The sequence below is a fragment of the Pseudomonas sp. 2,4-D genome (genome assembly GCF_030418155.1).
GTDB lineage: Bacteria > Pseudomonadota > Gammaproteobacteria > Pseudomonadales > Pseudomonadaceae > Aquipseudomonas > Aquipseudomonas alloputida.
The window spans coordinates 54,221-77,311 of record NZ_JAUHUI010000001.1 but is presented as its reverse complement, the minus strand read 5'-3'; the positions used below and the strand labels follow the sequence as shown (position 1 = coordinate 77,311).

Annotated in this window: 19 protein-coding genes; 9 read left to right on the top strand and 10 right to left on the bottom strand. The window is 55.7% G+C overall.

The annotated features are described in order from the left end of the window. Window positions 1-4 precede the first annotated feature (4 nt). Entirely contained in the window at window positions 5-331 is a 327-nt protein-coding gene (locus QYE47_RS00375) for a DUF2790 domain-containing protein (RefSeq protein ID WP_011953106.1), read from the bottom strand. A gap of 689 nt (window positions 332-1,020) precedes the next feature. Here QYE47_RS00375 and QYE47_RS00370 point away from each other — a divergent pair. Beyond that, entirely contained in the window at window positions 1,021-1,695 is a 675-nt protein-coding gene (locus tag QYE47_RS00370; RefSeq protein WP_003253457.1) for a heavy metal response regulator transcription factor, read from the top strand. Next, window positions 1,692-3,110: a heavy metal sensor histidine kinase gene (locus tag QYE47_RS00365; RefSeq protein WP_011953107.1), complete on the top strand. Its 1,419-nt coding sequence runs from the start codon at window positions 1,692-1,694 to the stop codon at window positions 3,108-3,110. Before QYE47_RS00370 ends, QYE47_RS00365 begins: the two co-directional genes overlap by 4 nt. A 57-nt stretch (window positions 3,111-3,167) precedes the next feature. Here QYE47_RS00365 and QYE47_RS00360 read toward each other — a convergent pair whose 3' ends face one another. After that, window positions 3,168-3,755, bottom strand: coding sequence for a hypothetical protein (locus QYE47_RS00360; RefSeq protein ID WP_010951442.1), 588 nt, complete (start codon window positions 3,753-3,755; stop codon window positions 3,168-3,170). A 266-nt stretch (window positions 3,756-4,021) separates the two neighbouring features. Here QYE47_RS00360 and QYE47_RS00355 point away from each other — a divergent pair, with 266 nt between their 5' ends. Beyond that, on the top strand, window positions 4,022-4,243 hold the full coding sequence (locus QYE47_RS00355; RefSeq protein WP_010951443.1) for a hypothetical protein: 222 nt from the start codon (window positions 4,022-4,024) through the stop codon (window positions 4,241-4,243). An 82-nt stretch (window positions 4,244-4,325) separates the two neighbouring features. Here the strand turns inward: QYE47_RS00355 and QYE47_RS00350 are convergent, their stop codons facing one another. The 3 genes from QYE47_RS00350 to QYE47_RS00340 are packed head-to-tail and all read right to left on the bottom strand — an operon-like array spanning window position 4,326 to window position 7,142. Next, window positions 4,326-5,780, bottom strand: a complete 1,455-nt coding sequence (locus QYE47_RS00350; RefSeq protein WP_010951444.1) for a phospholipid carrier-dependent glycosyltransferase — start codon at window positions 5,778-5,780, stop codon at window positions 4,326-4,328. After that, window positions 5,774-6,757: a glycosyltransferase family 2 protein gene (locus tag QYE47_RS00345; protein WP_010951445.1), complete on the bottom strand. Its 984-nt coding sequence runs from the start codon at window positions 6,755-6,757 to the stop codon at window positions 5,774-5,776. The genes QYE47_RS00350 and QYE47_RS00345 overlap by 7 nt, the downstream gene beginning before the upstream one ends. Further along, a complete protein-coding gene (locus tag QYE47_RS00340) occupies window positions 6,723-7,142 on the bottom strand; it encodes a GtrA family protein (RefSeq protein ID WP_010951446.1) in 420 nt (139 codons plus the stop codon). Before QYE47_RS00340 ends, QYE47_RS00345 begins: the two co-directional genes overlap by 35 nt. Window positions 7,143-7,399: 257 nt before the next feature. On the opposite strand from QYE47_RS00340, the gene QYE47_RS00335 reads away from it, so the two are divergent. The 4 genes from QYE47_RS00335 (at window position 7,400) to QYE47_RS00320 (ending at window position 11,562) form a co-directional block, all read left to right on the top strand. Continuing rightward, window positions 7,400-8,368 carry a LysR family transcriptional regulator gene (locus QYE47_RS00335; protein ID WP_011953108.1) on the top strand — a complete coding sequence of 323 codons (969 nt, stop codon included), beginning with the start codon at window positions 7,400-7,402 and terminating at the stop codon, window positions 8,366-8,368. A gap of 210 nt (window positions 8,369-8,578) precedes the next feature. Then, window positions 8,579-9,886, top strand: coding sequence for an OprO/OprP family phosphate-selective porin (locus QYE47_RS00330; protein ID WP_009395904.1), 1,308 nt, complete (start codon window positions 8,579-8,581; stop codon window positions 9,884-9,886). 298 nt (window positions 9,887-10,184) lie between these two features. Next, window positions 10,185-11,210, top strand: a complete 1,026-nt coding sequence (locus QYE47_RS00325) for a hypothetical protein (RefSeq protein WP_011953109.1) — start codon at window positions 10,185-10,187, stop codon at window positions 11,208-11,210. Between the two features lie 127 nt (window positions 11,211-11,337). Beyond that, window positions 11,338-11,562, top strand: a complete 225-nt coding sequence (locus QYE47_RS00320; protein WP_010951451.1) for a hypothetical protein — start codon at window positions 11,338-11,340, stop codon at window positions 11,560-11,562. A gap of 92 nt (window positions 11,563-11,654) precedes the next feature. On the opposite strand, the gene QYE47_RS00315 is transcribed toward QYE47_RS00320, so the two are convergent. The 5 genes from QYE47_RS00315 to QYE47_RS00295 all read right to left on the bottom strand — a co-directional run bounded on the left by QYE47_RS00315 (window position 11,655) and on the right by QYE47_RS00295 (window position 20,117). Then, window positions 11,655-13,652 (bottom strand): heavy metal translocating P-type ATPase, encoded by a 1,998-nt coding sequence (locus QYE47_RS00315; protein WP_010951452.1) that lies wholly within the window; start codon window positions 13,650-13,652, stop codon window positions 11,655-11,657. 202 nt (window positions 13,653-13,854) lie between these two features. Continuing rightward, window positions 13,855-14,178 carry a DUF2790 domain-containing protein gene (locus QYE47_RS00310; RefSeq protein WP_003253432.1) on the bottom strand — a complete coding sequence of 108 codons (324 nt, stop codon included), beginning with the start codon at window positions 14,176-14,178 and terminating at the stop codon, window positions 13,855-13,857. Window positions 14,179-14,340: 162 nt separating this feature from the next. Next, window positions 14,341-17,502 (bottom strand): CusA/CzcA family heavy metal efflux RND transporter, encoded by a 3,162-nt coding sequence (locus tag QYE47_RS00305; protein ID WP_010951454.1) that lies wholly within the window; start codon window positions 17,500-17,502, stop codon window positions 14,341-14,343. A 24-nt stretch (window positions 17,503-17,526) separates the two neighbouring features. Further along, window positions 17,527-18,777 carry an efflux RND transporter periplasmic adaptor subunit gene (locus QYE47_RS00300; RefSeq protein WP_012269854.1) on the bottom strand — a complete coding sequence of 417 codons (1,251 nt, stop codon included), beginning with the start codon at window positions 18,775-18,777 and terminating at the stop codon, window positions 17,527-17,529. Window positions 18,778-18,845: 68 nt separating this feature from the next. Next, on the bottom strand, window positions 18,846-20,117 hold the full coding sequence (locus tag QYE47_RS00295; protein ID WP_010951456.1) for a TolC family protein: 1,272 nt from the start codon (window positions 20,115-20,117) through the stop codon (window positions 18,846-18,848). Window positions 20,118-20,520: 403 nt separating this feature from the next. On the opposite strand from QYE47_RS00295, the gene QYE47_RS00290 reads away from it, so the two are divergent. Both QYE47_RS00290 and QYE47_RS00285 read left to right on the top strand, forming a co-directional pair. Continuing rightward, complete coding sequence (locus QYE47_RS00290; protein WP_003253422.1) at window positions 20,521-21,864, top strand: OprD family porin; 1,344 nt, start codon at window positions 20,521-20,523, stop codon at window positions 21,862-21,864. A 489-nt stretch (window positions 21,865-22,353) separates the two neighbouring features. Further along, complete coding sequence (locus QYE47_RS00285; RefSeq protein WP_003253420.1) at window positions 22,354-23,028, top strand: heavy metal response regulator transcription factor; 675 nt, start codon at window positions 22,354-22,356, stop codon at window positions 23,026-23,028. Window positions 23,029-23,091: the final 63 nt, after the last annotated feature.

Here is a 23,091-nt window from a genome sequence, read left to right as displayed (position 1 = left end):
AGTCTTAACGGCTATTAACACACTCGCCCTTCACCAGGTAGCGAACCATGTGCAGTTCGCCTTTCGAGTCTTCGTAGGTCATCATGCTTCTTACATTACCGCAGTACCGCACACTGGGTGATACATACACCAACTTACCAACGTCCAGGTCCATGCCATAGGCGTAGTCTTCTAGTTGAGGCATGGGCTTTTTTACGCGTTGAGCATAATCCGCTGTAGCCTCTCTAGCAGTACGCTCGATGCGTTTATTGATCTCCATACCGCTTTGGGCATTGGCTGTTAGTGATGTAAAGAGCAAAAACACGGCGATCGCTGATACAGTAGTGTTCATAAGAAGTCCCTTAATAAAAAAGCGCCCGTAGGGGGGCGCTAAAATTCACCTACCAAAGGAGCGTATGGTTTACAGGTGAATGCACTGGCGCGAACAACTGCTCGGTGCTCTTGCCAAGCTGCTTTGAAATGAGACAATTTCCAAAGCAGCGATGCCTCTTCCGCTGCCCTTAAACTAGCAAAGGAGGCTAACACCAAGATGATCGGGCAATTACAATTTGGACATGTAATAGATTGTAAGATAATTATTCGAGAGAATATCGAGCCGCCACGTGAACTAATTTGCAGAAAGGCGCTGCGGTTTGCGGCCGTGCATGGGGTCTGCCTGCGTGGCGCCCTCGATCCAAGGCCAGTACCAGTCCTTGCAAGCTAACGACCGAAATGCTGCCTGTCCTGGCCGATTCCACCTGCCAGGCGAATCTGTCATACACCGCCGCAGGCCCCAGAATCCGCTATGCTTAGGGGTGGAGCCTGCATGACTGTCAGAAATCTTGCGGCTACATTACAAATTTGTAGGATTTCGCCGCGGCCAGCTTCTTCGCGTTAAGATTCAAGCGTCCTCAGGTGACCCGGCGTATGGACAGAGGTAGCGACTACCACATGCCATACCCTCAGCCAAACTTTCGAACAGCCTGCAACCATAATCTTGGCGGATTAGGCCAACTCCTTCCTCACACCTTGAGATAAGTTATGCGCGTTCTAGTTGTGGAAGACGAAATTAAAACTGCCGAATATCTTCAGCAGGGCCTATCCGAAAGCGGGTATGTCGTAGATATCGTGCACAACGGTGTAGATGCTCTGCACTTGTTCAACACTAATGTCTATTCGTTGGTCCTCCTGGACGTGAACCTCCCGGGTATCGACGGCTGGGACCTGCTGGAAACCATCCGTAAGACCAGCCGGGTCCGCATCATCATGCTGACCGCCCGCGGACGCATCAATGACAAGCTCAAGGGCTTGGACGGCGGCGCGGATGACTACCTTGTGAAGCCATTCGAATTCCCTGAGCTGCTTGCTCGCATCCGTTCGCTGCAACGCCGTGGTGATGAGTTAGTCGAGAAGAGCTCGCTGAAAATTGCCGATCTGGAACTCGACTCCGTCCGCCATCGCGTCTTCCGCGGTGGCACACGCATCGATCTCACCACCAAGGAATTTGCGCTTCTGCACCTGCTCATGAGCCGAACGGGCGAAGCGCTGACTCGCTCTCAGATCATCTCGTTGGTCTGGGATATGAATTTCGATTGCGACACCAATGTCATCGATGTAGCCATCCGGCGCTTGCGCTCGAAGATCGATGACCCGTTTGAAACCAAGCTCATTCACACGCTTCGTGGCGTTGGGTACGTTTTTGAGGAACGCGCATGAGGCCATTCAGCCTGGCTGCAAAGCTGGGGTTAAAAGTTGGGTTGATGAGCGCAGCGTTGCTGCTTCTGTTCGCCACCTTTGGCTATCTGATGGTAGGCAAGGCTCTGGAAAGAAATGCCAGAGCAGACCTGGAAGTAAAGATGGCGGGGATGGCTCACAACCTGTCCACCATCCCGGACATCTCCGGCGTCAACGCGGATGCGCATCAGCTTGTCGATTTGGTCATGGGCCACAACAACCTGTATGTGAGCATATTCGATACCTCACAGAATCAGACTCCCCTGCTCTCGATTGGCTCGAAACAGGTCAATCTGGAGGTGCACAAGTTTCAGCCGGCGGCCCAGCCCAAAGAGCACGAATGGCGTGATACGCAGGACCGTCCTCTGCTGAGTGCTTCTCGAATCATGCGTTTGGGCGATGGAACAGAGGTCAGCGTCTATATGACCATGGACCAGTCATCCAGTGAGGCGCTGCTCGATGCGTTGCTGACCTGGGCCTTGATGATGTCCCCCGTCATCCTCGCACTGATCTTGGCCATTGGCTGGTGGACTGTGCGCAGAGGCCTGCTACCACTGACCAAGTTCCTCAAGATCGCCTCGAAAATCTCAACCGAGAGCCTCGACCATCGCCTTCCAACTGATGGGATGCCGGCAGAACTCAAAATGCTCGCCGACGGCATCAACATCATGCTGGCTCGCCTGGATGATGGGGTTCAGCAGCTCTCGCAGTTTTCTGACGACCTTGCTCACGAACTTCGAGCACCGCTTTCCAACCTGATGGGCAAGGCCCAGGTTGCCTTGACCAGAGAACGATCGCTTTCCGAGTACCGGGAGGTTCTGGAGTCGTGCACAGAAGAGCTGGACCGCATGAGCCGCATGGTTTCCGACATGCTGTTCTTGGCCCAGGTCAGTCATCCAGCATCAATGGTGGAGTTCGAATCCGTCTCCTTGGTCGACGAGGTTCAGCGAGTGTGCGAGCTCTTCAGCATTTCAGCAGAAGAAGGCGAGATTCAGCTGCAGATCTCCGGCAGTGATGACGTGGTGCGCGGGAATCGCCTGATGGTTCAACGTGCCGTCTCGAATCTGGTCTCGAACGCGATCCGTTACTGCCCTCGCGGCCGCACGGTCTACGTTAAGGTGCAGCATAGTGCGAGCGGTACGACGTTGAGTGTCGGCAACCCCGGCCGTGGTATTGCCAAGGAACACCACGCGCACTTGTTTGAGCGGTTCTACCGTGTGGACAAGAGCCGAGCACGGAGCGAAGGCGGTACCGGTCTTGGCTTGGCCATTGTGCAGTCGATCATGAGTCTGCACCAGGGATCGGCGAGCGTGGAGGTGACCGAAGAAAACTTCACCTGGTTCCACCTTCACTTTCCGGAAGCCCAGCAAATGCAGCCGGCAATGACCGCCGCTTAAATTGCGCAGACACGATTAGGCCCGTCAATCGACGGGCCTTTTGTTTGCCTCAATGCATCAGTGCCGAAGGACCACAGGGTCCATGGGCGACCGCAGAATCACCGACTTAATAATCTTCTGTTCGTCAGGATTGGCGTTTTTCCACAGGTGTGAGAAGTACTGAGCATTCACTTTCTCTTGAGCACTTACGCTGCCGGCGGCATCGATCAGGCGCATGGTCGAGTAGACACAGATCAGCGCCAGAATGAAGAACGCCGTGGCGACCACCATCACATAACGCTTGGCCAGCACCGGTGCCCGCTTGAGCTCCTGGATAGAGGCGTCCGCCGCCTTTGTCGCTGCTGTAAGCTCCGAGATCAGTGGCTGGATGGCGGTGTCGACTCCGCGGCATGCAGCTGAATACGCTGATGCAGCGGCGCGCAAGGCAACCTCCTCCGCGTTCGACCAAGCCTTCTCCGCCTTTCGCACCTCCTCCTGAATCTGCCGGCCGACAGCGTCCACCTGCTCCACCAGTTCGTTCGACCTCTCCAGAACAGCGCTGGAGGTGCGCGTCTGCGAGGTCAGCTCATCGAGCTGGACAGTGAGTTTTTCAGTGCAGCGGCGAAAGTCACCGATAGCAACTGCCCAGGGCTCTATGTCATTCATGGCTATCTCCTAGGGCGGCCAACAACGCCGCGCTGAATTAACGCGCTAGATATCAAAATTGTAATTTAAGAGAAAATTCGAAGTCGCCCTCGACAGTGCCGAGATAGACATGATCCTTCCAGATTTGAAGATTTAACGCATCCTATCTGCAGCCAAAATTACGGAATTGTAATTATTGACTCACCTTGTCGTTAGCTTCGCGTTCCTAAACTACAAACCAACAAAGGCCGCTAATCAGGTTGGCCTAGTATGAACCGAGGTTCACAATGAAATTTGTCAAATCTATCGCTATTGGCAGCCTGCTGCTGGGTCTCATGGGTACCGCTTACGCTGAAGGCGGCTTCGAGCGAACGAAACAGTTCAACGAGAACTTCCGAACCGAACAGGCTCGCCTATGGAGCGATGACTCTTCGGACCAGAACAAACAACAAGTCGCTCAAGAGCAAAAGAAAGAAAGCAAGGATGGTAAGGAACAAGCCGACAATTAATCGGCGGTTAAATAGGACTTCAAATGACGAAAGAAATCGACAAAAAAGCCAGGGTAAAACCTGGCTTTTTTGTGCTTGGAATTTAGCCTTCGTTCTTGCGAGGCGTTTCCGCATTGCTTTCTCCGGCCAGACCCTCGGCACCTTGTGCGGGGCGTTTCCAATGGCACAGCAGGAGCTGGCTGGCGTTCGCTTCGGTGATCGATGTGCAAGCTAGATCAGCGGGCAGACCATCCTTGCTGTCTCGCAAGCGCCTGGACAGATAGAACGAGCCATCCCGCGGCCACTTGGCAGGATCCTTGATGTTCTCGGACTTCCCGCTGCTGTAAAACTCCGACGAGTATGAGCGGCGGCCAGGATAGATCAGGGGAGCGGAATGAGCAGACTGCACATTGAGCCAGGCTTGAACCACATCCCGCTGATTCTGAGGGCGCTCCTCTAGTACCCCGGCGTAGATGATGCCCGCACCGATGATTGGCAACACCAATGCGCTCGCAGCGGCAGCCCAGGTGGTCTTCGGGCCAACTTCGCTGACCCGTGCAGACAGCAGCAATGCCCACGCTGGCAGCGCGGGTAGCAGGTAGGTCCACAGAATGTTGCCTGCAAATGTGAAGAAGACCGGTGTCGCCAAGGCCCACAGCCAGAGGTAGGCTTTGAAGCGCTGCATCGATCCACGCTTGCGGATCAACAGTGGTAGAAACAAGGCCCATGGCAGTAGCGACAATCCGAGCTGGATCCAGATGCTGCCGTACGGCTTGGCATGAGCACTACCATAGAGGTCCCCTGCCCAGTTACTGACGACGTAGCGGCTCCAGTGCTCACCAACGAAGAAGTACTCCATGAAGCCGGGCGTTTTCATCTCGGCCGCGACATACCATGGCACGGATATACCGAACATGAGTACAAGGCCGCTAATCCAGGGAAGCCTCAGTACCCGTCCCCATTCCTTGTAGATAACGAACCAGGCGAATGCCGGCGCCCCCATAAGCACCAGGGTCAGCGGCCCTTTGGCAAGCAAGCCCAGCCCGAGACCTGCGAACATCAGGTAGGCATCCGCCTTGCTGGCGCACTTCATCCAACGCCAGAAACCGTAGCTGGCCAGCAGAATCGAGAACGACAAAACAGGGTCAGTCAGCACAACACCGCTGGAGACCAGGCCAAGTGTGGTGCTGGAAAAAATAATGGCAGCCCAGATGCCGGCGTTACGAGAAATCTGCTGCGTGCCGAGTTTGATGATGATGAAACAGCTTGCCAGGTGGAGTAGCCACGCTGGGAAGCGCGCAGCGAACTCGTTAACGCCGAAGACCGTCATGCTCGCGGCCTGGGTCCAGAAGGACAACGGAGGCTTGCCCCAGAACGGTACCCCGTAGTCGAACATGGGCGTGATCCAGTCATTCAACTCGACCATCTTGCGAGCCATTTCAGCGTAACGGGCCTCAGATGTGTCCATCAGCGGGTAGATGCCCAGCCCCACCAAACGCAATAGCAAAATCGAACCCAGGACCCACCACAGCGTCCTCTCGTTCTTCAGGTTCAGCATTTCTTACCCTCGATCGAAGCCATCGAAGGGTGGAGTGACACGGGATCTGCCTTGTTGCTGTGCTTCAGGAAATAGAGAGGCCGGCGCTTCACTTCCGCGAGTGTCACGCCCAGGTACTCCCCCACCATGGCGACACCGACGCACATGAATGAAGCCATTCCGACGATCAGGTGATGGATGTCGAAACTGCCTGCCACAAGCGACGCAAGCATGTAGCAGATGCTGGAGACGAAAAGACCGAAACTGATGAGGCTGAAAATGCGCAGTGGTTTGCGAGAGAAGCTGACGATGCTCTCGATGGCCAGATTGAACAGGCCAGCTGCATTCCATTTGGTGCTCCCGGCATGGCGAACAGTGCGATTGTAGGGGAGTTCGATGGTACGAAAGCCTACCCAGCCGATCATGCCTTTGAGAATCCTGGAGCGTTCATCCAGGGCCCGCAGGGCTGCCAGCGGCGCAGGCCCAATCAATCGGAAATCGCTGACATCGGCCGGCATGTCCACCTTCTCCACCAGGCGCTGCATGACCCAGTAGTAAGCCCGGGCACTCATGCGCTTGAACCACGAATCACCGATTCTCAGGTTGCGCTGCATGTTCACCACGTCGTAGCCGCGTTGCCAGTAGTCCACCATGGCCGCGATGAGCTCTGGTGGATCCTGCAGGTCGACATCAATGAAGATCAGCGCACTGCCACGGGCATGGTCTATCCCGGCGCTCAGTGCAGCCTCTTTGCCGAAGTTGCGACTCAGGGACAGGCAACGTACAGATGACCCATCCTGATAGTGGCGAAGAATGTCGGCCGTCCGGTCATTACTGCCGTCGTCGACATAGAGGATTTCGCAGGAGACGGGTAAGCGCTTCACCACGCGGGTGATTCGCTGGTGGAACTCGGGGATGGTTTCCTCTTCCTGGAAGCAAGGGACCACGATGGTTAACAAGGGATCAGGGCGCTCGGGAAAGCGATGTAATGTCTGCATGATTGAATGTCCAAAAACGATGTGCAATGAATCCAAGTGCAGTGAGGCTTAAGGTCACTACGACTTGGGAGATGAGCGGTGACAGATTCGACTTGATGAGGAACCACATACCCACGCCATTGCCGAAGTTTGTGGTTAACGCGACCAGTGCAAACCTGACAGGCTGAAACTTACGAGAGCCATCTGCCACAAAACAGAGCGCCCTATTTCCAATGAAGCTCGCGATTGCGCCAACCATGCCGCCACAGATACTGGCCAGTAACGGAGTAACGAATTCTGTCGTAACCAGCAATAGGAACACCGCATAATGGACTCCCGTTGCTATGAAGCCGATCCCCAGATAACGAATCAGTAAGGTAGTAAGAGGTGGGGTTTGATTTTCCATGCCCAAAGCCTATGGAGGCAAAGGTGAAAAAATAGTGAACTAAATGTAAATGCGTAATTAGCCGAATCTATATATGGTAAGTAACAAGTCGGCGCACTAGGCTAGCACGCTACAATATCAGAGGGATTGCCTGAAAATTACGCTTTCGAAATAAAAGCCTTCCGATAACGCATGCATGACCCGTGGATTACAATGTTGACAAGATAAGGAAACACCGGGTGGCATTGAGATAGATTCCCCGAATTAAGGGGGACCTAATGGTTACACAAAATGAAACATATACAAGCAGCGTTGTTCCTTACAGCCCTGACATATTGGATGATTTGCCAATTGATGATCAGCTGGCCGTAGAGTTTTTCGCAACAGCACGTTGTGCCAGTTTCAAACAGGCTGCCCGAGGGCTCAATGTGCCAGTGGTAGGCCTGCGGAAACGCTTGGAGAAACTGGAAGAGCACATTGGTGCTCCCGTGTTTGTCTACAAACACAACAAGCTTGCCCTGACCCGCACAGGCGAGAGGGTCAGCCATTACCTGTGCCAGCTCTTCGGCCCAGACGGCCTTGGCAAGTCCGGTGAAAAGGAAGTCCCCAGGCTTACCATCGCGATCACAGAGCCAGTGCTGAACGACATCGTAAACCGCGATCTAGTCGCCTACGTGCGTGATCATGCCGAAATGCAGCTGGAAATCCATTCAGAATGCACAACGCAGATGCTTTCTGAGTGTGAAGTCGATGTGGGTATCGCTTTGGTGAGCCCAGATGATAAAGGCGCGCTTGATCGCCATCCTACGTATAGGTTTGAAAGGCTTGGCCGGATTGGGCACGCCCTGTTCATTTCCAGCCGCTATTCAAGAAGCGTCACCCTTCCAGTGGAGAGCTTGGATTTGCACAACTTCATGCTCGTTGTCCCTTGGGATGAAGAGATCTTGGCGGGCTCACGAAAGTGGGCATCGATAATGGCTGAGCATCAGGGCGGTACCACTCGGGTCAAGAGCTACAACCTATCACGAGGCCTTGTCGTTGGCGGTGCGTGTATTGGAGTGCTGCCCGACTACAGCCGAAAACTGGAGAGAAATATCCTACCCGTGCCGGGTTTCCTGGACGACCTGGAGGAGAAAGATGTCTATCTTGTTATCAAAACGAAGCTTGTCCGCAATCCGCAGGTTTTGGAAATTCGAAGATTGATCAAGAAGAGCTTCTTTGATAAGAAGGACTGGCTTGTTCGGTAACAGTTTTGTTAGGTTTCAAACTCCTCCGTTAACACTACAGAAACACAACTGTCATATTCGCTTGCAACCTAGTCAGAGTGCTTAGAACAAAGGCATCTTGTTACAGCGGGTGACAACCGTGGCCTGCTCCCATCTGCAAGATAAATTTAGGCCGGCGCAGGGCGAAATATAACGTCGGTAGCTAAGCACTTAACATACGAGAGGCAAGCAATGATCCGTTCTTCGAACATGCGGGAAAAGCTGTTGGCTGCCGCAATAATAGGCACATTTTCCTCGCAAGCATTCTCCGGAACAGTAACCACTGACGGAGCTGACATCGTTCTGAAGACCAAGGGCGGTCTTGAAGTATCGACTTCTGACAAGGAATTCAGTTTCAAACTGGGCGGCCGAGTTCAGGCCGACTACGGCCGTTTCGATGGTGTCTTCACCAAGAATGGCGATACCGCTGACGCAGGCTACTTCCGTCGCGCCTACCTTGAGCTCGGTGGCGTGCTGTACCGCGACTGGAAGTATCAGCTCAACTACGACCTTTCCCGCAACACGGGCAACGACTCCGACGGCTACTTCGACGAAGCCAGCCTGACCTACACGGGTTTCAAGCCGGTGCAACTGCGCTTTGGCCGTTTCTACACCGACTTCGGTCTTGAGAAAGCCACCAGTTCGAAGTGGACCACCGCCATGGAGCGGAACCTCTCGTACGACCTGGCGGACTGGATCAACGACAACGCCGGCATGGGTGTTCAAGCCACCAGCACCATCGCTGACATGGCTTATGTTTCCGGTAGCGTTTTCAGCGAAACCAATAACAACTCGGATGGCGACAGCACCAAGCGCTACAACGTACGTGGCGTGTTCGCACCGCTGCACAGTGATGGCAACGTCCTGCACGTCGGTGCTCAGTACGCTTACCGCGACCTCAAAAACAGTGCGGTCGATACCCGGATTCGTTCGCGTCTGGGCGTCCGCGGTGTAGATACCAATGGCGGCGGCGATGCCGGCACCAACGGCAACCGCATGCTGTTTGGCGGTGCTGCTGCACAAGATGGCCTGTGGAAGGACGACTCGGTCTGGGGTCTCGAAGGTGCCTGGGCCACCGGCCCGTTCTCGGTTCAAGCGGAATACCTTCGCCGCAAGCTGAAAGCTGACCAGGCCAACAACGACATGAAGGCCTCCGGTTACTACGCCCAGATGGCTTACACCCTGACCGGCGAGCCGCGTATCTACAAGCTCGATGGTGCCAAGTTCGACACTATCAAACCAGAGAACAAGGAACTGGGGGCCTGGGAAGTCTTCTACCGCTTTGACGATATCAAGGTCGAAGACGGCAACCTGGTCACCGCGGCGGACCAATCGAACGAGCGCAAGGCCAAGAGCCACACGGTGGGTGTGAACTGGTACGTCAACGAGGCGGTGAAAGTCAGTGCCAACTACATCAACGTGCGCACCGACAACAACGAGAACACCGTGGGCGACGACAGCGGCAATGCCATCGTGACCCGCCTGCAATACGTCTTCTGATCCCTCTCATCAGTCTGACGTGAGAAAGCCGGAAGCGCTCAACGTGCTTCCGGCTTTCCTGTTTCTGGAGGTGATCAAGCATGGAGCGCCCTCCTCCTACCTGCTTTCGCTTACCGATGACCGCTCTTGCCAAAGCTCGGCGAATCTGATGTGATTGCCGCGTCGGGCTTTGCATGGTGGCCGTGCAAGCAAATCAAACCTGACTCCTATTCATGATTGAACCTGATTCGACGTCCAGCTTCGCGTCTAACGGCCCTACAAGCGCAGCTACCCCAACGTCGCTCATTAGGGGATAGTCATGTCTGCAAAAAAGCTGCTTCAACCTCTCGCTGCTCAGCTGCACGCCTCGTTCTCGGCTTCTGGCCGCCCGTACTCTCATCTGCACCTCCACCAGCTGTTCCACGCGGCCATCGGCTCCGTTGCACCGCAAGTTGCCATCCAAGACAAGCTGCCAATTCAGGTCTGTCGTGACAACGAGACACGGCAGTACAACCTCTACGCGGCGGTCGAGCGGGCGAAAACGTGCTTAGGATTGACCGATCTTCAAGCAGTCGGTGTGGCTGAAGAAGTCATTGAGGTGCTACGAACTGCGGGAATCGGCGTGAACCAGGTTCGCCTGCTCCTTGACCCCTCCTTCAGCTCGAAGACTCGCAAAAAGGCCTTCAAGGCTCTCTGCAAGAACCTGGATCTGAACGAGCTAGGCGATCGCTTCGTCCCCAAGACTGCCACGTTGGCCATCGCTGCTGGTATTGCGCCGCCTCCCAAAATGTCGTGGAAGGATCGCTTCGCCCTGGCTGCAAATTCCCCCATGCGGGGGCCAAGCGAGCTCATCAGCATGGTCAACCGGGATGAGTGTTATCTGTGGGTATTCCCACCGACTGACCATCATGCGACGGCTCCAGCGACGCATGACCGTTTCTTTGGTGAAAAGACCCACCCGAGCGCAGAAATGGGCATGGGGTTCAGCATCATCGATTCCGGCTGGACCCGCCCCAAGTACCCGCTATCCAGGCAGTCACAAGAGACCTTCATCCAGTATTCGCTTTCTGCGCCGATGTGGTCCTGGCGCGCACAAAGTGACACCTGGCGCCTGGGAAACATCCTGCGTTCAAGAATCCTTGACGGGGCTCCTTGGCATAACGAGCCTCTGAGTGACGTGCTTCCGAGCGGCCTTAAATCCCTGCCCCGGATCTATGGGTGCGAAACCTGCCGAACGCTGTTCATTGAGAATCACAGCGACTACCCGGATGTACCCACTCAGTGCCAATGCGGTGAGGCGAGCAGCACGGGTGACCAAAACGAGTCATCTGCTCTCAATAGCTGATTTTCCTTACGGTGGCGGGCTGAGCCCCCCGTTAGGGATTGGCTATGGGAGCGGGATTCGCTCACCCCAAACCTGAAGGCGCCGCCACCTAACCGAGCGATATGAGCTGAATGCTCGCGGAGTAGATATGCAAAAGAGTAAAAACAAACAGGACACCCTGGCGGCGATCAATGCGCTTGTCGAGATTGCGTATGATCAGGGATTTGCGGACGGACACGGAGTCGGCAATCAAGTCGGTTTCGTAGCCGGTGTCATGAGCCTCAAAGCTGCATTGGCCTGCGGCTTACGGCATGGCTCACCTGAGTGCGGAAAGGCCCTTGAAAGCCTCAAGCGCATCGGGATCGACGAGTGAGAGAAAAGTACGGGTCGTGCGCTGATCGCGCACGACCCGTACTTCTACTTCAGGTCATTTCCCTGCTTAGCTTCATGATTGAAGCTCAGGGATCAGGTGCTTCTGCGGTAGGCCAACAGGCGCAAGGCGTTGAAGACGACCAACAGTGTGGAGCCCTCATGGATCGCAACAGCGGCACCAATGCTCAAGCCCATGATGGTGGACGGAACCAGGATGGCCACAATCCCCAAGCTGACGAACAGATTCTGGTGGATGATCGATCGCGTGTGACGGCTCAGCCCCACCGCAAATGGGAGTTGCCTGATGTCGTCAGCCATAAGCGCGATATCAGCCGTTTCCAGGGCAACATCAGATCCAGCAGCCCCCATTGCGATACCAACGCTCGAACTGGCCATGGCAGGGGCATCATTGACGCCGTCACCCACCATGGCCACCTTGGCGCTAAGGCGCAGGTTTTTGATGGCCTTGACCTTGTCTTCCGGCATCAGGTCTCCCCACGCTTCATCTAAGCCAACTTGTTTGGCTACAGCCTCTGCAACGCGGTTGTGGTCTCCAGAAATCATGACCATGCGTTCGATGCCCATCTCTCTAAGCTTCTGGAGTGCCTCTTTGGCCCCCTCCCGGGGTGTGTCCAATAGCCCGATAGCGCCCAGATCCTTGTCAGCACGCCGTACCACCATGGTGGTACGGCCTGACTGACGTAGACGCTCCGCAGCCTCCAGGGCTGCCTTGCTGAGTGCGGGAATACCATTGGTACCGAACATCTCGACCTTGCCAATCCAGACGAACTGCCCATCAAGCTCAGCACGCACGCCGCGGCCAATCATGTTGCTCATGTTCTTGGCTTGGAATCGGCGCCGTGTGCCAATCATCTCTTCACCGTCACGCACAATTGCCGCAGCCAGCGGATGGTCGCTCATCGACTCCACAGCGATGGCGACGTTTAGCAGATCCTCGATCTGCGTGCCGCCTATGGGTATTACATCGGTGATACGTGGGCGCCCTTCGGTCAGGGTACCGGTCTTGTCGAATGCCATGGCATTCAATGATCCAAGCTCTTCAAGTGGCGCACCGCCCTTGATCAGCACGCCACCTCGGGCTGCCCTGGCGATGCCAGAGAGAATGGCGCTTGGTGTAGCGATCGCGAGCGCGCAGGGGCTGGCTGCAACCAGTACGGCCATCGCCCGGTAGAACGAGTCACGGAACGGCTCGTCAAGGAAAATGCCGGCAAATAGCAGCCCGACTACCAGCAGTAAAACCAACGGGACGAATATGCGTTGGAAGCGGTCCGTGAATCGCTGGGTCGGTGACTTCCTGACTTCGGCTTCACTGACCATCTTGATGACCCGCGCCAAGGTACTCTCCGTAGAGCGCCGGGTTACCTCAACCTCGATGAGCGTTTCGCCATTGATGGTACCGGCGAAGACTTTCGAGGCTGCATCCACTGCATCTGGCTTGCTGCGTGCGAGTTCGGCATCAGGAACAGGTTGCTTGTCCACGGGGACGCTCTCACCGGTTACTGGCGCCTGGTTGATACTTGAGGAGCCTACGACTACAAAACCATCGGCCGGCAGGCGGTCATTGGGGCGCACGATGACAACGTCACCGGGAACCAGCAGCTCCACGGGCATCTCCACCGTGCCATTTGCTCTGCGTACGATCGCGGTGGCTGGTGCGAGCTTGGACAGTGCCTCAATCGCTTTCTTGGCCCGCCCCATCGCGTAGCTTTCAAGGGAATGCCCCAGACTGAACAGGAACAGCAGCAGAGCCCCCTCCGCCCAGGCGCCGATGCTCGCGGCACCGACTGCGGCGAGAAGCATCAGCGAGTCGATCTCGAAGCGTTTCTGACGGATGTTGGTAACCGCTTCCTTAGTGGTGAACCATCCACCGAACACGTAGGCCGACACGTACAGAATCAGAGGCAGACGATCAATCAGGCCAAGTTTTCCTGCGAGAGCTCCGGCACCCAGGAGAGCACCACAGATCAGCGCGAAAATCAGCTCTGTGTTCATTCCAAAAATGCCGCCATGCTCATGGCTATGACCTTCATGCCCGGCTTGGTCATCAGGGCGTTCAAGCAAACTCTTCATAACTCGTCCCTTCTGGGGTCAAGGCTTCCAATTGCCCTCTGCAGTTGGGGAGCCGTCTCTGTTGGTTGGCTAAGATCTATTGCACGGTTTGCCCGAGCCCAGGCGTTAACATTTCGAAGCTATGGGGTATCGGGCGTAATAAAAAATGCCAGGCACTGCCTGGCATTTATGAATTCTCTAATTGTTCTGTTCAAATCGTTTACTACTTGTTGTTGATGCATTGCGAATACATCGAGTAACGAACAGTCTTGAGCGTGCCCTGGGAGTCCTCGAAGGTCATCAACCGTGGATAGACCTGGCAGGTACGGGGGTCCTGCGACTGACGTACGAATTTCGCAACGTCTATCTTCATGCCATATTTGTAATCCTGAATCTCTGGCATTGGCTTGCCATTTTTCTCCGCGTACTTGGCCACTGCGGTCTGGTGTTCCTTGGTGTATTGAAGCTGCTTGCTCTCGGAGAAAGTGTTGGCCTGCGAAGCCACCGAGAAAACAACAAGTGCAGCAGCGATAATTAGCTTTTTCATAAAACCCTCTCAATTTCAAAACTTCTCGGGCGTAACCTTAGCAATGCATAGGCATCACCGGCATGACGAGAAACTTACAATTTTGAAAGGTAAGTGCATCTACTTCACTTTAAACAAAAAAGCCCACAACACGTGTTGTGGGCTTCTCTTTAGCGGAGGCTGTTAGCTAACCACTTCGGCCTCGTCGCCGTCTTCATCCTTGCGGTGTGCCCAGTGATACAGGGCAGGCAGTACCAGCAAGGTCAGTGCGGTGGAGGACAGGATCCCGCCAATCACCACCGTCGCCAATGGCCGCTGAACTTCGGCACCGGTGCCGGTGGCCAAAGCCATCGGGATGAAGCCCAGGGACGCTACCAAGGCTGTCATCAGAACAGGTCGCAGACGGGTCAATGCACCTTCATCGACTGCCTGTCTGAGCGTTCGTCCCTCCTCCCTTAGCCCGCGGATGAAGGCAATCATCACCAGGCCGTTCAGTACTGCAACGCCGGACAGTGCAATGAAGCCGACACCTGCCGAGATCGACAGTGGGATGTCCCGCAGCCACAACGCCACAACACCACCGGTGAGTGCGAATGGAATACCGGTGAAGACCAGCATGCCGTCCTTCAGGTTGTTGAACATCAGGAACAACAAGGTCATGACCAGCAGCAAGGCGACTGGAACAACGATCTGCAGGCGTTTGGCAGCCGACTGCAGCTGCTCGAACTGGCCCCCCCAAGTCGTCCAGTAGCCCGCAGGGATTTGCACCTTCTTGTCCAGCGATGCGGTCGCCTCCTCAACGAAGGACCCCAGATCGCGGCCTCGAACGTTGGCGCTGACGATAACCAGACGTTTGCCGTTCTCGCGGCTGATTTGGTTCGGGCCCAGTTGCAGGTCCAGATTGGCGACCTGGGACAGCGGGATGAAGCCGATCTGATTGGCACCCTGTGCCGCATTGGCAGGTACCGGGATCAGCAAGCTGGACATACCCGCTACGTCGGTGCGAACGGTCTCTGGTAGGCGTACTACCATGTCGAACCGACGGTCGCCCTCATACAGCGTGCCGGCCTGACGGCCACCCACGGCGATAGCGATCGAGTTCTGAACATCCGCGATGTTCAGGCCGTAGCGTGCTGCTTTTTCGCGGTCAATGTTGATGGTCAGCACCGGCAGGCCGGATGTCTGCTCAACTTTCACTTCCGATGAGCCCGGGACCGCTTTGAGCGCTGCCGCGATCTTGTTGGCGGTGTTGTTGAGCACGTCCATGTCATCGCCGAAGACTTTCACAGCGACGTCACTACGCACGCCCGAAATCAGCTCGTTGAAACGCAGTTGGATTGGCTGCGACAACTCGTAGTTGCTTCCTGGAACACCCGCTGCGGCCTTCTGCACTTCAGCAATCAGCTCATCACGAGGCTTCTTCGGGTTAGGCCACTGATCCTGAGGCTTGAGCATGATGTAGGCGTCAGAGGCGTTCGGCGGCATCGGGTCAGATGCAATTTCTGCGGTACCCGAGCGTGCGAACATCCGCTCAACTTCAGGCACCTGCGCAATCACCGCTTTCTCCAGACGCTGCTGCATCTCGACAGATTGAGTGAGGCTCGTTCCAGGCACACGCATGGCCTGCATCGCAAAGTCACCCTCACTGAGGCTTGGGATGAACTCGCTACCCATACGACTTGCCAGCAAACCACTGAGCACGACCAAGGCTACTGCGGCCGAGAAAGCGATGTTCCGATGTCCCAGCACCCATTGCAGAACCGGTTCATAGCGCAGTCGAGCTGTGCGCATGACCACGCCTTCCTCTTCCTTCACCTTGCCAGTGACGAACATGGCAATAGCTGCAGGAACAAAGGTAACGGACAGGACCATTGCACCCAGCAGCGCCATCACAACGGTGAAGGCCATCGGGTGGAACATTTTGCCTTCGACGCCGGTGAGGGCGAAGATCGGCAGGTACACCACCATGATGATCAGCTGACCGAAGATCAGCGGCCGGCGAGCTTCTCGCGCCGCGGCAAAGACCTCGTGGAAGCGTTCGGTTTTGGTGAGCATGCGGCCATGCTTATGTTGCGCATGAGCCAGTCGACGGATCGCGTTTTCTACAATAACCACGGCACCGTCGACGATGATGCCGAAGTCGAGTGCCCCCAAACTCATTAAGTTGGCACTGACCTTGTTGTTGAACATGCCTGTGAAGGTGAACAGCATGGACAGCGGAATCACCATCGCGGTGATCAGAGCCGCACGGATGTTGCCGAGGAACAGGAACAGAATGGCGATAACCAGGATCGCGCCTTCCACCAGGTTCTTCTTCACCGTCGCGATGGCTTTTTCAACCAGGTTGGTACGGTCGTAAACAGTCACAGCCACCACGCCCTTTGGCAGGGTGCGGTTGATGTCCGCCAATTTGGCGGCGACAGCTTGAGATACGGTGCGGCTGTTTTCACCAATCAGCATGAACACGGTACCGAGCACGACTTCGCGGCCGTTCTCAGTAGCAGCACCTGTACGGAGCTCTTTACCGATGCTGACGTCAGCAACGCTGCTGATGCGAATCGGTGCACCATCCACACTGGTGATCACGATGTTGGCGATGTCTTCGATATTGCCTACCTGACCCGGTGCACGGATGAGCAACTGTTCACCATTACGCTCGATGTAGCCGGCACCGACGTTGGCGTTGTTACTTTCCAACGCTGCGACCAGGTCATTGAGTGTCAGCTTGTAGGTAGCCAGGCGCTTTGGATCCGGCGCAACCAGGAACTGCTTGGCATAACCGCCGATGGTATTGATCTCGGCCACACCCGGGACGTTACGCAGCTGAGGCTTGATGATCCAGTCCTGGATCACGCGCAGGTCGGTCGGGGTGTACGGCGTACCGTCCTCTTTGACCGCGCCATCTTCGGCTTCAACAGTCCACAGGAAGATCTCGCCGAGGCCGGTAGATACCGGACCCATGACGGCCTCTACACCTTCTGGCAGCTGTTCCTTCGCAACCTGCAGCCGCTCGTTGATCAACTGGCGGGCAAAGAAGATGTCAGTGCCATCCTTGAAGATCACGGTGACCTGAGACAGGCCAGAGCGAGACAGGGAACGGGTCTGCTGAAGGCCCGGGAGACCGGCCATGGCCGTTTCAACTGGAAACGTGATCCGTTGTTCGGTTTCCAAGGGCGAGTAACCAGGCGCTGCAGTGTTGATCTGCACCTGGACGTTGGTGATATCGGGTACCGCATCGATGGGCAGCTTTTGATAGCTGTAGATACCGATACCCGCCATGATCAGAACGGCGATCATTACTACGATGCGCTGCTCGATGGCGAATCTGATGATACGTTCAAACATGAGAAATCATCCTGTCAGTTCGCATCAGTGACCGTGTTCGGCAGAAGCTTTGCCGAGCTCGGACTTGAGTGTGAAGCTGCCACTGGTTGCTACCTGGGCGCCGGCTTCAATACCGTCGATGATTTCCACGTACCCATTGTCGCGGCGACCCAGTTTTACCGGGCGGGTGTCAAAGCCATCTGGGGTGCGTACGAATACCGAAGGTTTGTCTTCAACGGTCTGCACAGCGTGCTCAGGGACCGCTACGGCAACTCGATCGGTCTGGAAGGTGACCGCAATGTTTACGAACAGGCCTGGACGCCAGGCGCCGTTGGGGTTGGTCAAGGTGACGCGGACAGTAGCTGCACGGTTTTGCTCGCCCAGCAGGCTGCCGACATAACCCACCTTCCCTTCGACCTCGACGTTCATGTCAGGCGAAGAGACTTTCACTGCACGGCCAGTCGTGACCTTGCCCAGATCTGTCGGCGGAACTGCGAAGGTCGCCCAGACCTGATTCAGGTCGGAAAGGATGAAGGCGTTGGTCGCCTCGCTGACGACTTCGCCGACGGTCAGGTGTTTCTCCACTACCACGGCGTCGAAGGGAGCGCGGAGCTCGTAACGATTACCGCCAACGGAGTTAACCGAGGCACCGATTGCGCCGACCTTCTGCTTGGCGTTGGCCAAGGAGATCTCCGCTTCTTGCAGCGCTTGGCGTGCTTGGAGGTAGTCTTGCTCTGCAGAGATCTTGTCCTGCCACAGTTGCTTCTCACGTTCGAAGGTCACACGCGCCAGTTCGACGCGACGCTGTGCGGCCTGTTGTTCGCTGCGCAGGTCAGAGATCTGCTGGCTGGCGATTACCGCGAGGACTTGCCCTTTCTTGACCGTCTCGCCCAGGTTGGCCTGGACAGCCTCAACAACGCCAGGAACACGAGGAACCACGTGGGCAGTACGATCTTCGTCGAAGCGAATTTCGCCAGGGAAGCTCACGACGGTACCGAGGTCACGAGGCGCTGCAGCTTCCAGGGCAACACCAGCGGCCTTGATCTGTTCAGCGCTGAGCGTCAGCTTGCCCTCTTCTTCACCGCCCTCTTCGCTGTGGCCTTCTTCACCATGGCCCTCATCACCTTCCTCTTTGGCGGCAGATGCGGCTTTCTTTTCGTCGCCATGGCCATCGTTAGCGCCATGCTCGGCAGTACTGGCGGCCTGCTGTCCGGAACTGTTGTTCCAGGCAAGGCTGCCAAATCCGAGGGCTGCCACAGCGGCTACCGCGAGGGCGATCTTGCGTTTGTTATCCATTGCTACTCCTGCTGATCGTAGGCACCGGCTTGTTCAAGGCTGTGTGCCGAAGAAAATGTTTGGCCCGTTCAGCGAGTGCCGGCGGTTGAGCCGACTTCGCCATAAACCCTTTCCACCTGCGCACGCGCATTGGTCGCCGCTGCCAACGATTCGAGGTATTGGCCACGAGCGACGATCAAGGTGCGCTGGGCATCCAGCACTTCGATGAAACCGAATTTGCCCATCTCGAAGCCGCGGGTTGCGGTCTCTACGGCTTGTTGGGCTGAAGGCAGAATGGTCTTGTCGTAGGACTCGACCTCCTGCATGGCGGTGGACCATTGGTTCAACGCGGTTTGGGTTTCGGTGCGCAGGCGCAGCTCAACAGCATTGCGCTGGTCCCGGGCCTGATCTGCACGACGAGAAGCGGAAAGAATGTTGCCCTGGTTACGATCGAACAGCGGCAAAGGCATAGACAGGCCCACAGTGTTGACCCGCTCGCGCACAGAGCGGTCGTACTGGCTACCTACACTGACAGTAAGGTTCGGGATACGCTGAGCTTTCTCTGAGCCGAGCGAGGCATCGCTCTTGTCTATCTGCACCACGGCCTGACGCATTTCTGCTGTTTGGTCGAGCTTAGCCAGCAGATCTTCAGTGCGAGGTGGCAAGCCCGGGGAGAGGGTTGGCGATTCGAGTCGATCAAACACGGTGACTGAGCTCCCGGTAATTTGAGCGAGCTGTTGGTAAGCGGTCGCTTTTTCCGTTTCTGCACGTCGAACTTGCAGCTGGGCTTCGGCCAGTTGCACTTGAGCGCGGGTCGCCTCCACTGGGGACGACTTACCTGCGCGAACACGGCCATCGACGATGCGAAGACCGCGCTCAGTCAGTTCGAGAGATTGCTTGGCCAGGTCGAGACCTGTCTGGGCCCGCAACGCGGCGTAAAAGGCTTGGACGACATCTGCACGCAGGCCGTTAACGCGACGGTCTAACTCAAGCTGTGCGGCGGTCTGCCCGTATGTGGCGACGTCAACACGAGCCCCCCGCTTACCGCCCAGCTCAAGGGTCTGGCTGAGAGAGACAGTCGTCTGGCTGGTGTTACGACGGGTGTCTTCCACGTCATACGAGATTGTGGGGTTGGGGATAAGCCCGGCCTGCTTGCGAGCACCATCAGCGATCCCAATTTCTTGCCTGGCCGCGGCCAGGTCTGGGTTGGCATCCATGGCCGTCGAAAGCGCCTGGGGCAAGCTGATGCTTTGGGCAAGGGCTGCAGGCGCCATCAACCCAGAGATGACTGCACAGAGTGCAGCGATCTTCCAGGGCGAGACGGGGGTCTTGGGTAAGACATTGCGGTTATACCGGGGCACTTTGATGGTCCTCGTGCACAAACTTCGATAAAGCTTGGCGAGAACGCCGAAACAGCTGCCAAGCCCCACTTGATTAGGTGATGGCACTCTAATGAGCGGTAGCTATCAGAGGGGTGGCTAGAAAATTACAATTCCGTAAGAATGTCCTGTAATGCCCGAAAATACTGGGAAACCAAACCCGACACGATGATTTCGTTACAAGCAACGGAGATGGCAAACACGCGGTGCGAAGGCCCGAACAACAGGTAGATGACGAAATTGTAATTTTCCTATCACCCCCCCGTTATCTTCGGCCTGCAAATATGAGCTCGCGCTACGCTAGGCGCGCCGCCTGGTCAGAACAATTAACGACACCCGCGCCGGTAAACATAATAAAAACTGCCGTGAATCAAAGGAGCATCGGATGAAAATCAAAGTACCACTGTATTTGGCGGCAGTTTCTGCGCTGTCTGGAAGCTATGCTATTTCGGCACAAGCTGAAGACAAGCCAGAAGGCTTCATTGAAGGCAGCAGCCTTACAGTGTTGAACCGTAACTTCTACTTCAACCGTGATAACCGCGACAGCACCGCCCCCACTTACAACAGTGGCAAGGGCAATACGAACGGCTACTCCGAAGCCTGGGCGCACGCGATCATCAGCAAATTCAACTCCGGGTTTACCCAAGGTACCGTTGGCTTTGGCGTTGATGCCTTTGCCATGATCGGCCTCAAGCTCGACACCGGTGATGGGCGCAACGGCGGCCGTAGCTCCTTCGACGTGCTGCCCGTTGATAACAAGGGTGAAGCTCGCGACGAATACACCAAGGTCGGCGGCGCAGCCAAAGTCCGCTTGTTCGATACCATCGTGAAAGTGGGTGATGTCTTCCCATCGACCCCGGTCGTCGCATCGGGTGACTCTCGCCTGCTGCCAGAGAGTTTCCGCGGTGTGACCGTTGAGAACACCAGCATCCAGGGCCTTACCCTCCAGGGTGGTCGTCTGCATGCGATGAGCCAGCCGGTCTCAAGCAACCTGAACGACAACTTCGTGACGTTCTACGGCGGCCCGGTCAACTCGCCATGGATCGGTTACGGTGGCGGTGACTACTCGATCAACGACAACTGGACTGTGAGCGTCTACGCCAGCCAGCTGAAAGACGTCTGGAATCAGTACTACGCCGGCACAAGCGTGGTTTACCCGCTGAGCGACGATCTGGCGCTGATCGGTGGCTTCAACTACTACAAAGCCGTAGATGAAGGTAAGAAGCGCCTGGGTGAATTCGACAACAACATCTGGAGTGCCAAGGTCGGTGTGCGTTACGGTGCCCACACCCTGGCCCTGTCGCATCAGCGCAACAACGGCGACGACGATTTCGACTACCTGCGTCAGTCGGACTCGATTTTCGTCGACAACTCCATCCAGTACAGCGACTTCAACTCGCCGAAAGAGCGTTCCTGGATGCTGCGCTATGACCTGAACTTCACCAGCTACGGCATTCCAGGCCTGACGTTCATGACGCGCTACGCCAGAGGCTCGGGTGCGGATTACTCGAACGCTAACCAGTTCTACATGCGCACCGACGACAACGGCAACCCGCTCGACAATCAGAAGCGTTGGGAGCGTGACGTCGAAGTCAAATACGTTGTCCAAACCGGTCCGGCAAAAGATCTGTCCTTCCGGTTGCGCCAGGCAACCACGCGTGCCACTGCTTTCGAATCGGATCTGGATGAAACTCGTGTAATCATCGAGTACCCGCTTTCGATTCTGTAATTCGCTAACTGGGCCAGTTATCCATTGGCGGGTCCTGTTAGTAAAACGAGCATTACGCATTCACCTTGAGTGGCTTAAGTGCTCCTTTGGTAAAAGGTGGATATTTGGCGCCCATTGGGCGCCTTTTTTTTGCCTAAAATTCAAGTAGGCGTTCGATTGTACGCATCGCATGCCGGTGAAGTTCATGACTACACCAATGACCAGTCTCTTCAATGTGAGCGACCTCGCCGTCATCTGAGCGGAACGAAGCCAGCACAAAGAAGAAAATAACCCAATACTTCATAAGGTCAAATCACCTGCTGGAGAGAGGGCCCGCAACTGTCAAACCCAAACCGCGACAAGATATACCGCCAGACTATCAACTGTATTACCTAGAAATTACAAATCCGTCATTTGAGCCCCGGCACGCTCATTTTGATTTACCATCCCTTTCAATAATGCCGGCGCGCGTGCGCGGTTAATTGCTCAGTGATATCGAGACAAAATCCCATGCGAATTCTGGTAATTGAGGATGAAGTAAAAACTGCGGAGTATGTGCGTCAAGGTCTGACGGAATGTGGCTATGTCGTAGATTGCGTCCACACCGGGTCAGATGGATTATTCTTGGCTAAGCAGCACGAATATGAGCTGATTATCCTGGATATAAATCTGCCAGAGATGGACGGTTGGCAGGTCCTTGAGTTGTTGCGTCGTAAAAACTGCCCTTCCCGTATCATGATGCTGACGGCGAGAAGCCGGCTGGCGGATAAGGTCCGGGGGCTGGAGAACGGAGCAGATGACTACCTGATCAAGCCATTTGAGTTCCCTGAGCTGCTGGCCCGGGTTCGCGCCTTGATGCGCAGGTCAGATCACCCTGCATCCGTAGAGGTCATTCGCGTCGCTGACCTGGAGCTTGATCAGAGCCGGCACAGGGCATTCAGGGACGGTCAGCGCATTGACCTGACCACGAAAGAATTCGCGTTACTGCATTACCTGATGCGTAATACCGGTGTGGTGCTGAGCCGCACCCAAATTATTTCGCAGGTTTGGGATATGAATTTTGACTGCGACACAAACGTTGTAGAGGTGTCGATTCGAAGACTCAGAGCCAAGATAGATGACCCTTTCGAGACCAAACTGATACATACGCTTCGGGGCGTAGGGTATGTGCTTGAAAAACGATAGTTGCCAAGCTCTCTAGTACCGAAAATCCGCTACATGCTCCCGTCGCTTGCGAACTTGAGGTTT

Bases quoted from the DNA above. Each gene is read 5' to 3' on its own strand.
- QYE47_RS00285 (WP_003253420.1), top strand. From the start codon at position 22,354: ATGCGAATTCTGGTAATTGAGGATGAAGTAAAAACTGCGGAGTATGTG.
- QYE47_RS00315 (WP_010951452.1), bottom strand. From the start codon at position 13,652: ATGAAGAGTTTGCTTGAACGCCCTGATGACCAAGCCGGGCATGAAGGT.
- QYE47_RS00320 (WP_010951451.1), top strand. From the start codon at position 11,338: ATGCAAAAGAGTAAAAACAAACAGGACACCCTGGCGGCGATCAATGCG.
- QYE47_RS00350 (WP_010951444.1), bottom strand. From the start codon at position 5,780: ATGCTGAACCTGAAGAACGAGAGGACGCTGTGGTGGGTCCTGGGTTCG.
- QYE47_RS00375 (WP_011953106.1), bottom strand. From the start codon at position 331: ATGAACACTACTGTATCAGCGATCGCCGTGTTTTTGCTCTTTACATCA.
- QYE47_RS00290 (WP_003253422.1), top strand. From the start codon at position 20,521: ATGAAAATCAAAGTACCACTGTATTTGGCGGCAGTTTCTGCGCTGTCT.
- QYE47_RS00300 (WP_012269854.1), bottom strand. From the start codon at position 18,777: ATGGATAACAAACGCAAGATCGCCCTCGCGGTAGCCGCTGTGGCAGCC.
- QYE47_RS00330 (WP_009395904.1), top strand. From the start codon at position 8,579: ATGATCCGTTCTTCGAACATGCGGGAAAAGCTGTTGGCTGCCGCAATA.
- QYE47_RS00355 (WP_010951443.1), top strand. From the start codon at position 4,022: ATGAAATTTGTCAAATCTATCGCTATTGGCAGCCTGCTGCTGGGTCTC.
- QYE47_RS00360 (WP_010951442.1), bottom strand. From the start codon at position 3,755: ATGAATGACATAGAGCCCTGGGCAGTTGCTATCGGTGACTTTCGCCGC.
- QYE47_RS00340 (WP_010951446.1), bottom strand. From the start codon at position 7,142: ATGGAAAATCAAACCCCACCTCTTACTACCTTACTGATTCGTTATCTG.
- QYE47_RS00370 (WP_003253457.1), top strand. From the start codon at position 1,021: ATGCGCGTTCTAGTTGTGGAAGACGAAATTAAAACTGCCGAATATCTT.
- QYE47_RS00310 (WP_003253432.1), bottom strand. From the start codon at position 14,178: ATGAAAAAGCTAATTATCGCTGCTGCACTTGTTGTTTTCTCGGTGGCT.
- QYE47_RS00345 (WP_010951445.1), bottom strand. From the start codon at position 6,757: ATGCAGACATTACATCGCTTTCCCGAGCGCCCTGATCCCTTGTTAACC.
- QYE47_RS00305 (WP_010951454.1), bottom strand. From the start codon at position 17,502: ATGTTTGAACGTATCATCAGATTCGCCATCGAGCAGCGCATCGTAGTA.
- QYE47_RS00325 (WP_011953109.1), top strand. From the start codon at position 10,185: ATGTCTGCAAAAAAGCTGCTTCAACCTCTCGCTGCTCAGCTGCACGCC.
- QYE47_RS00365 (WP_011953107.1), top strand. From the start codon at position 1,692: ATGAGGCCATTCAGCCTGGCTGCAAAGCTGGGGTTAAAAGTTGGGTTG.
- QYE47_RS00335 (WP_011953108.1), top strand. From the start codon at position 7,400: ATGGTTACACAAAATGAAACATATACAAGCAGCGTTGTTCCTTACAGC.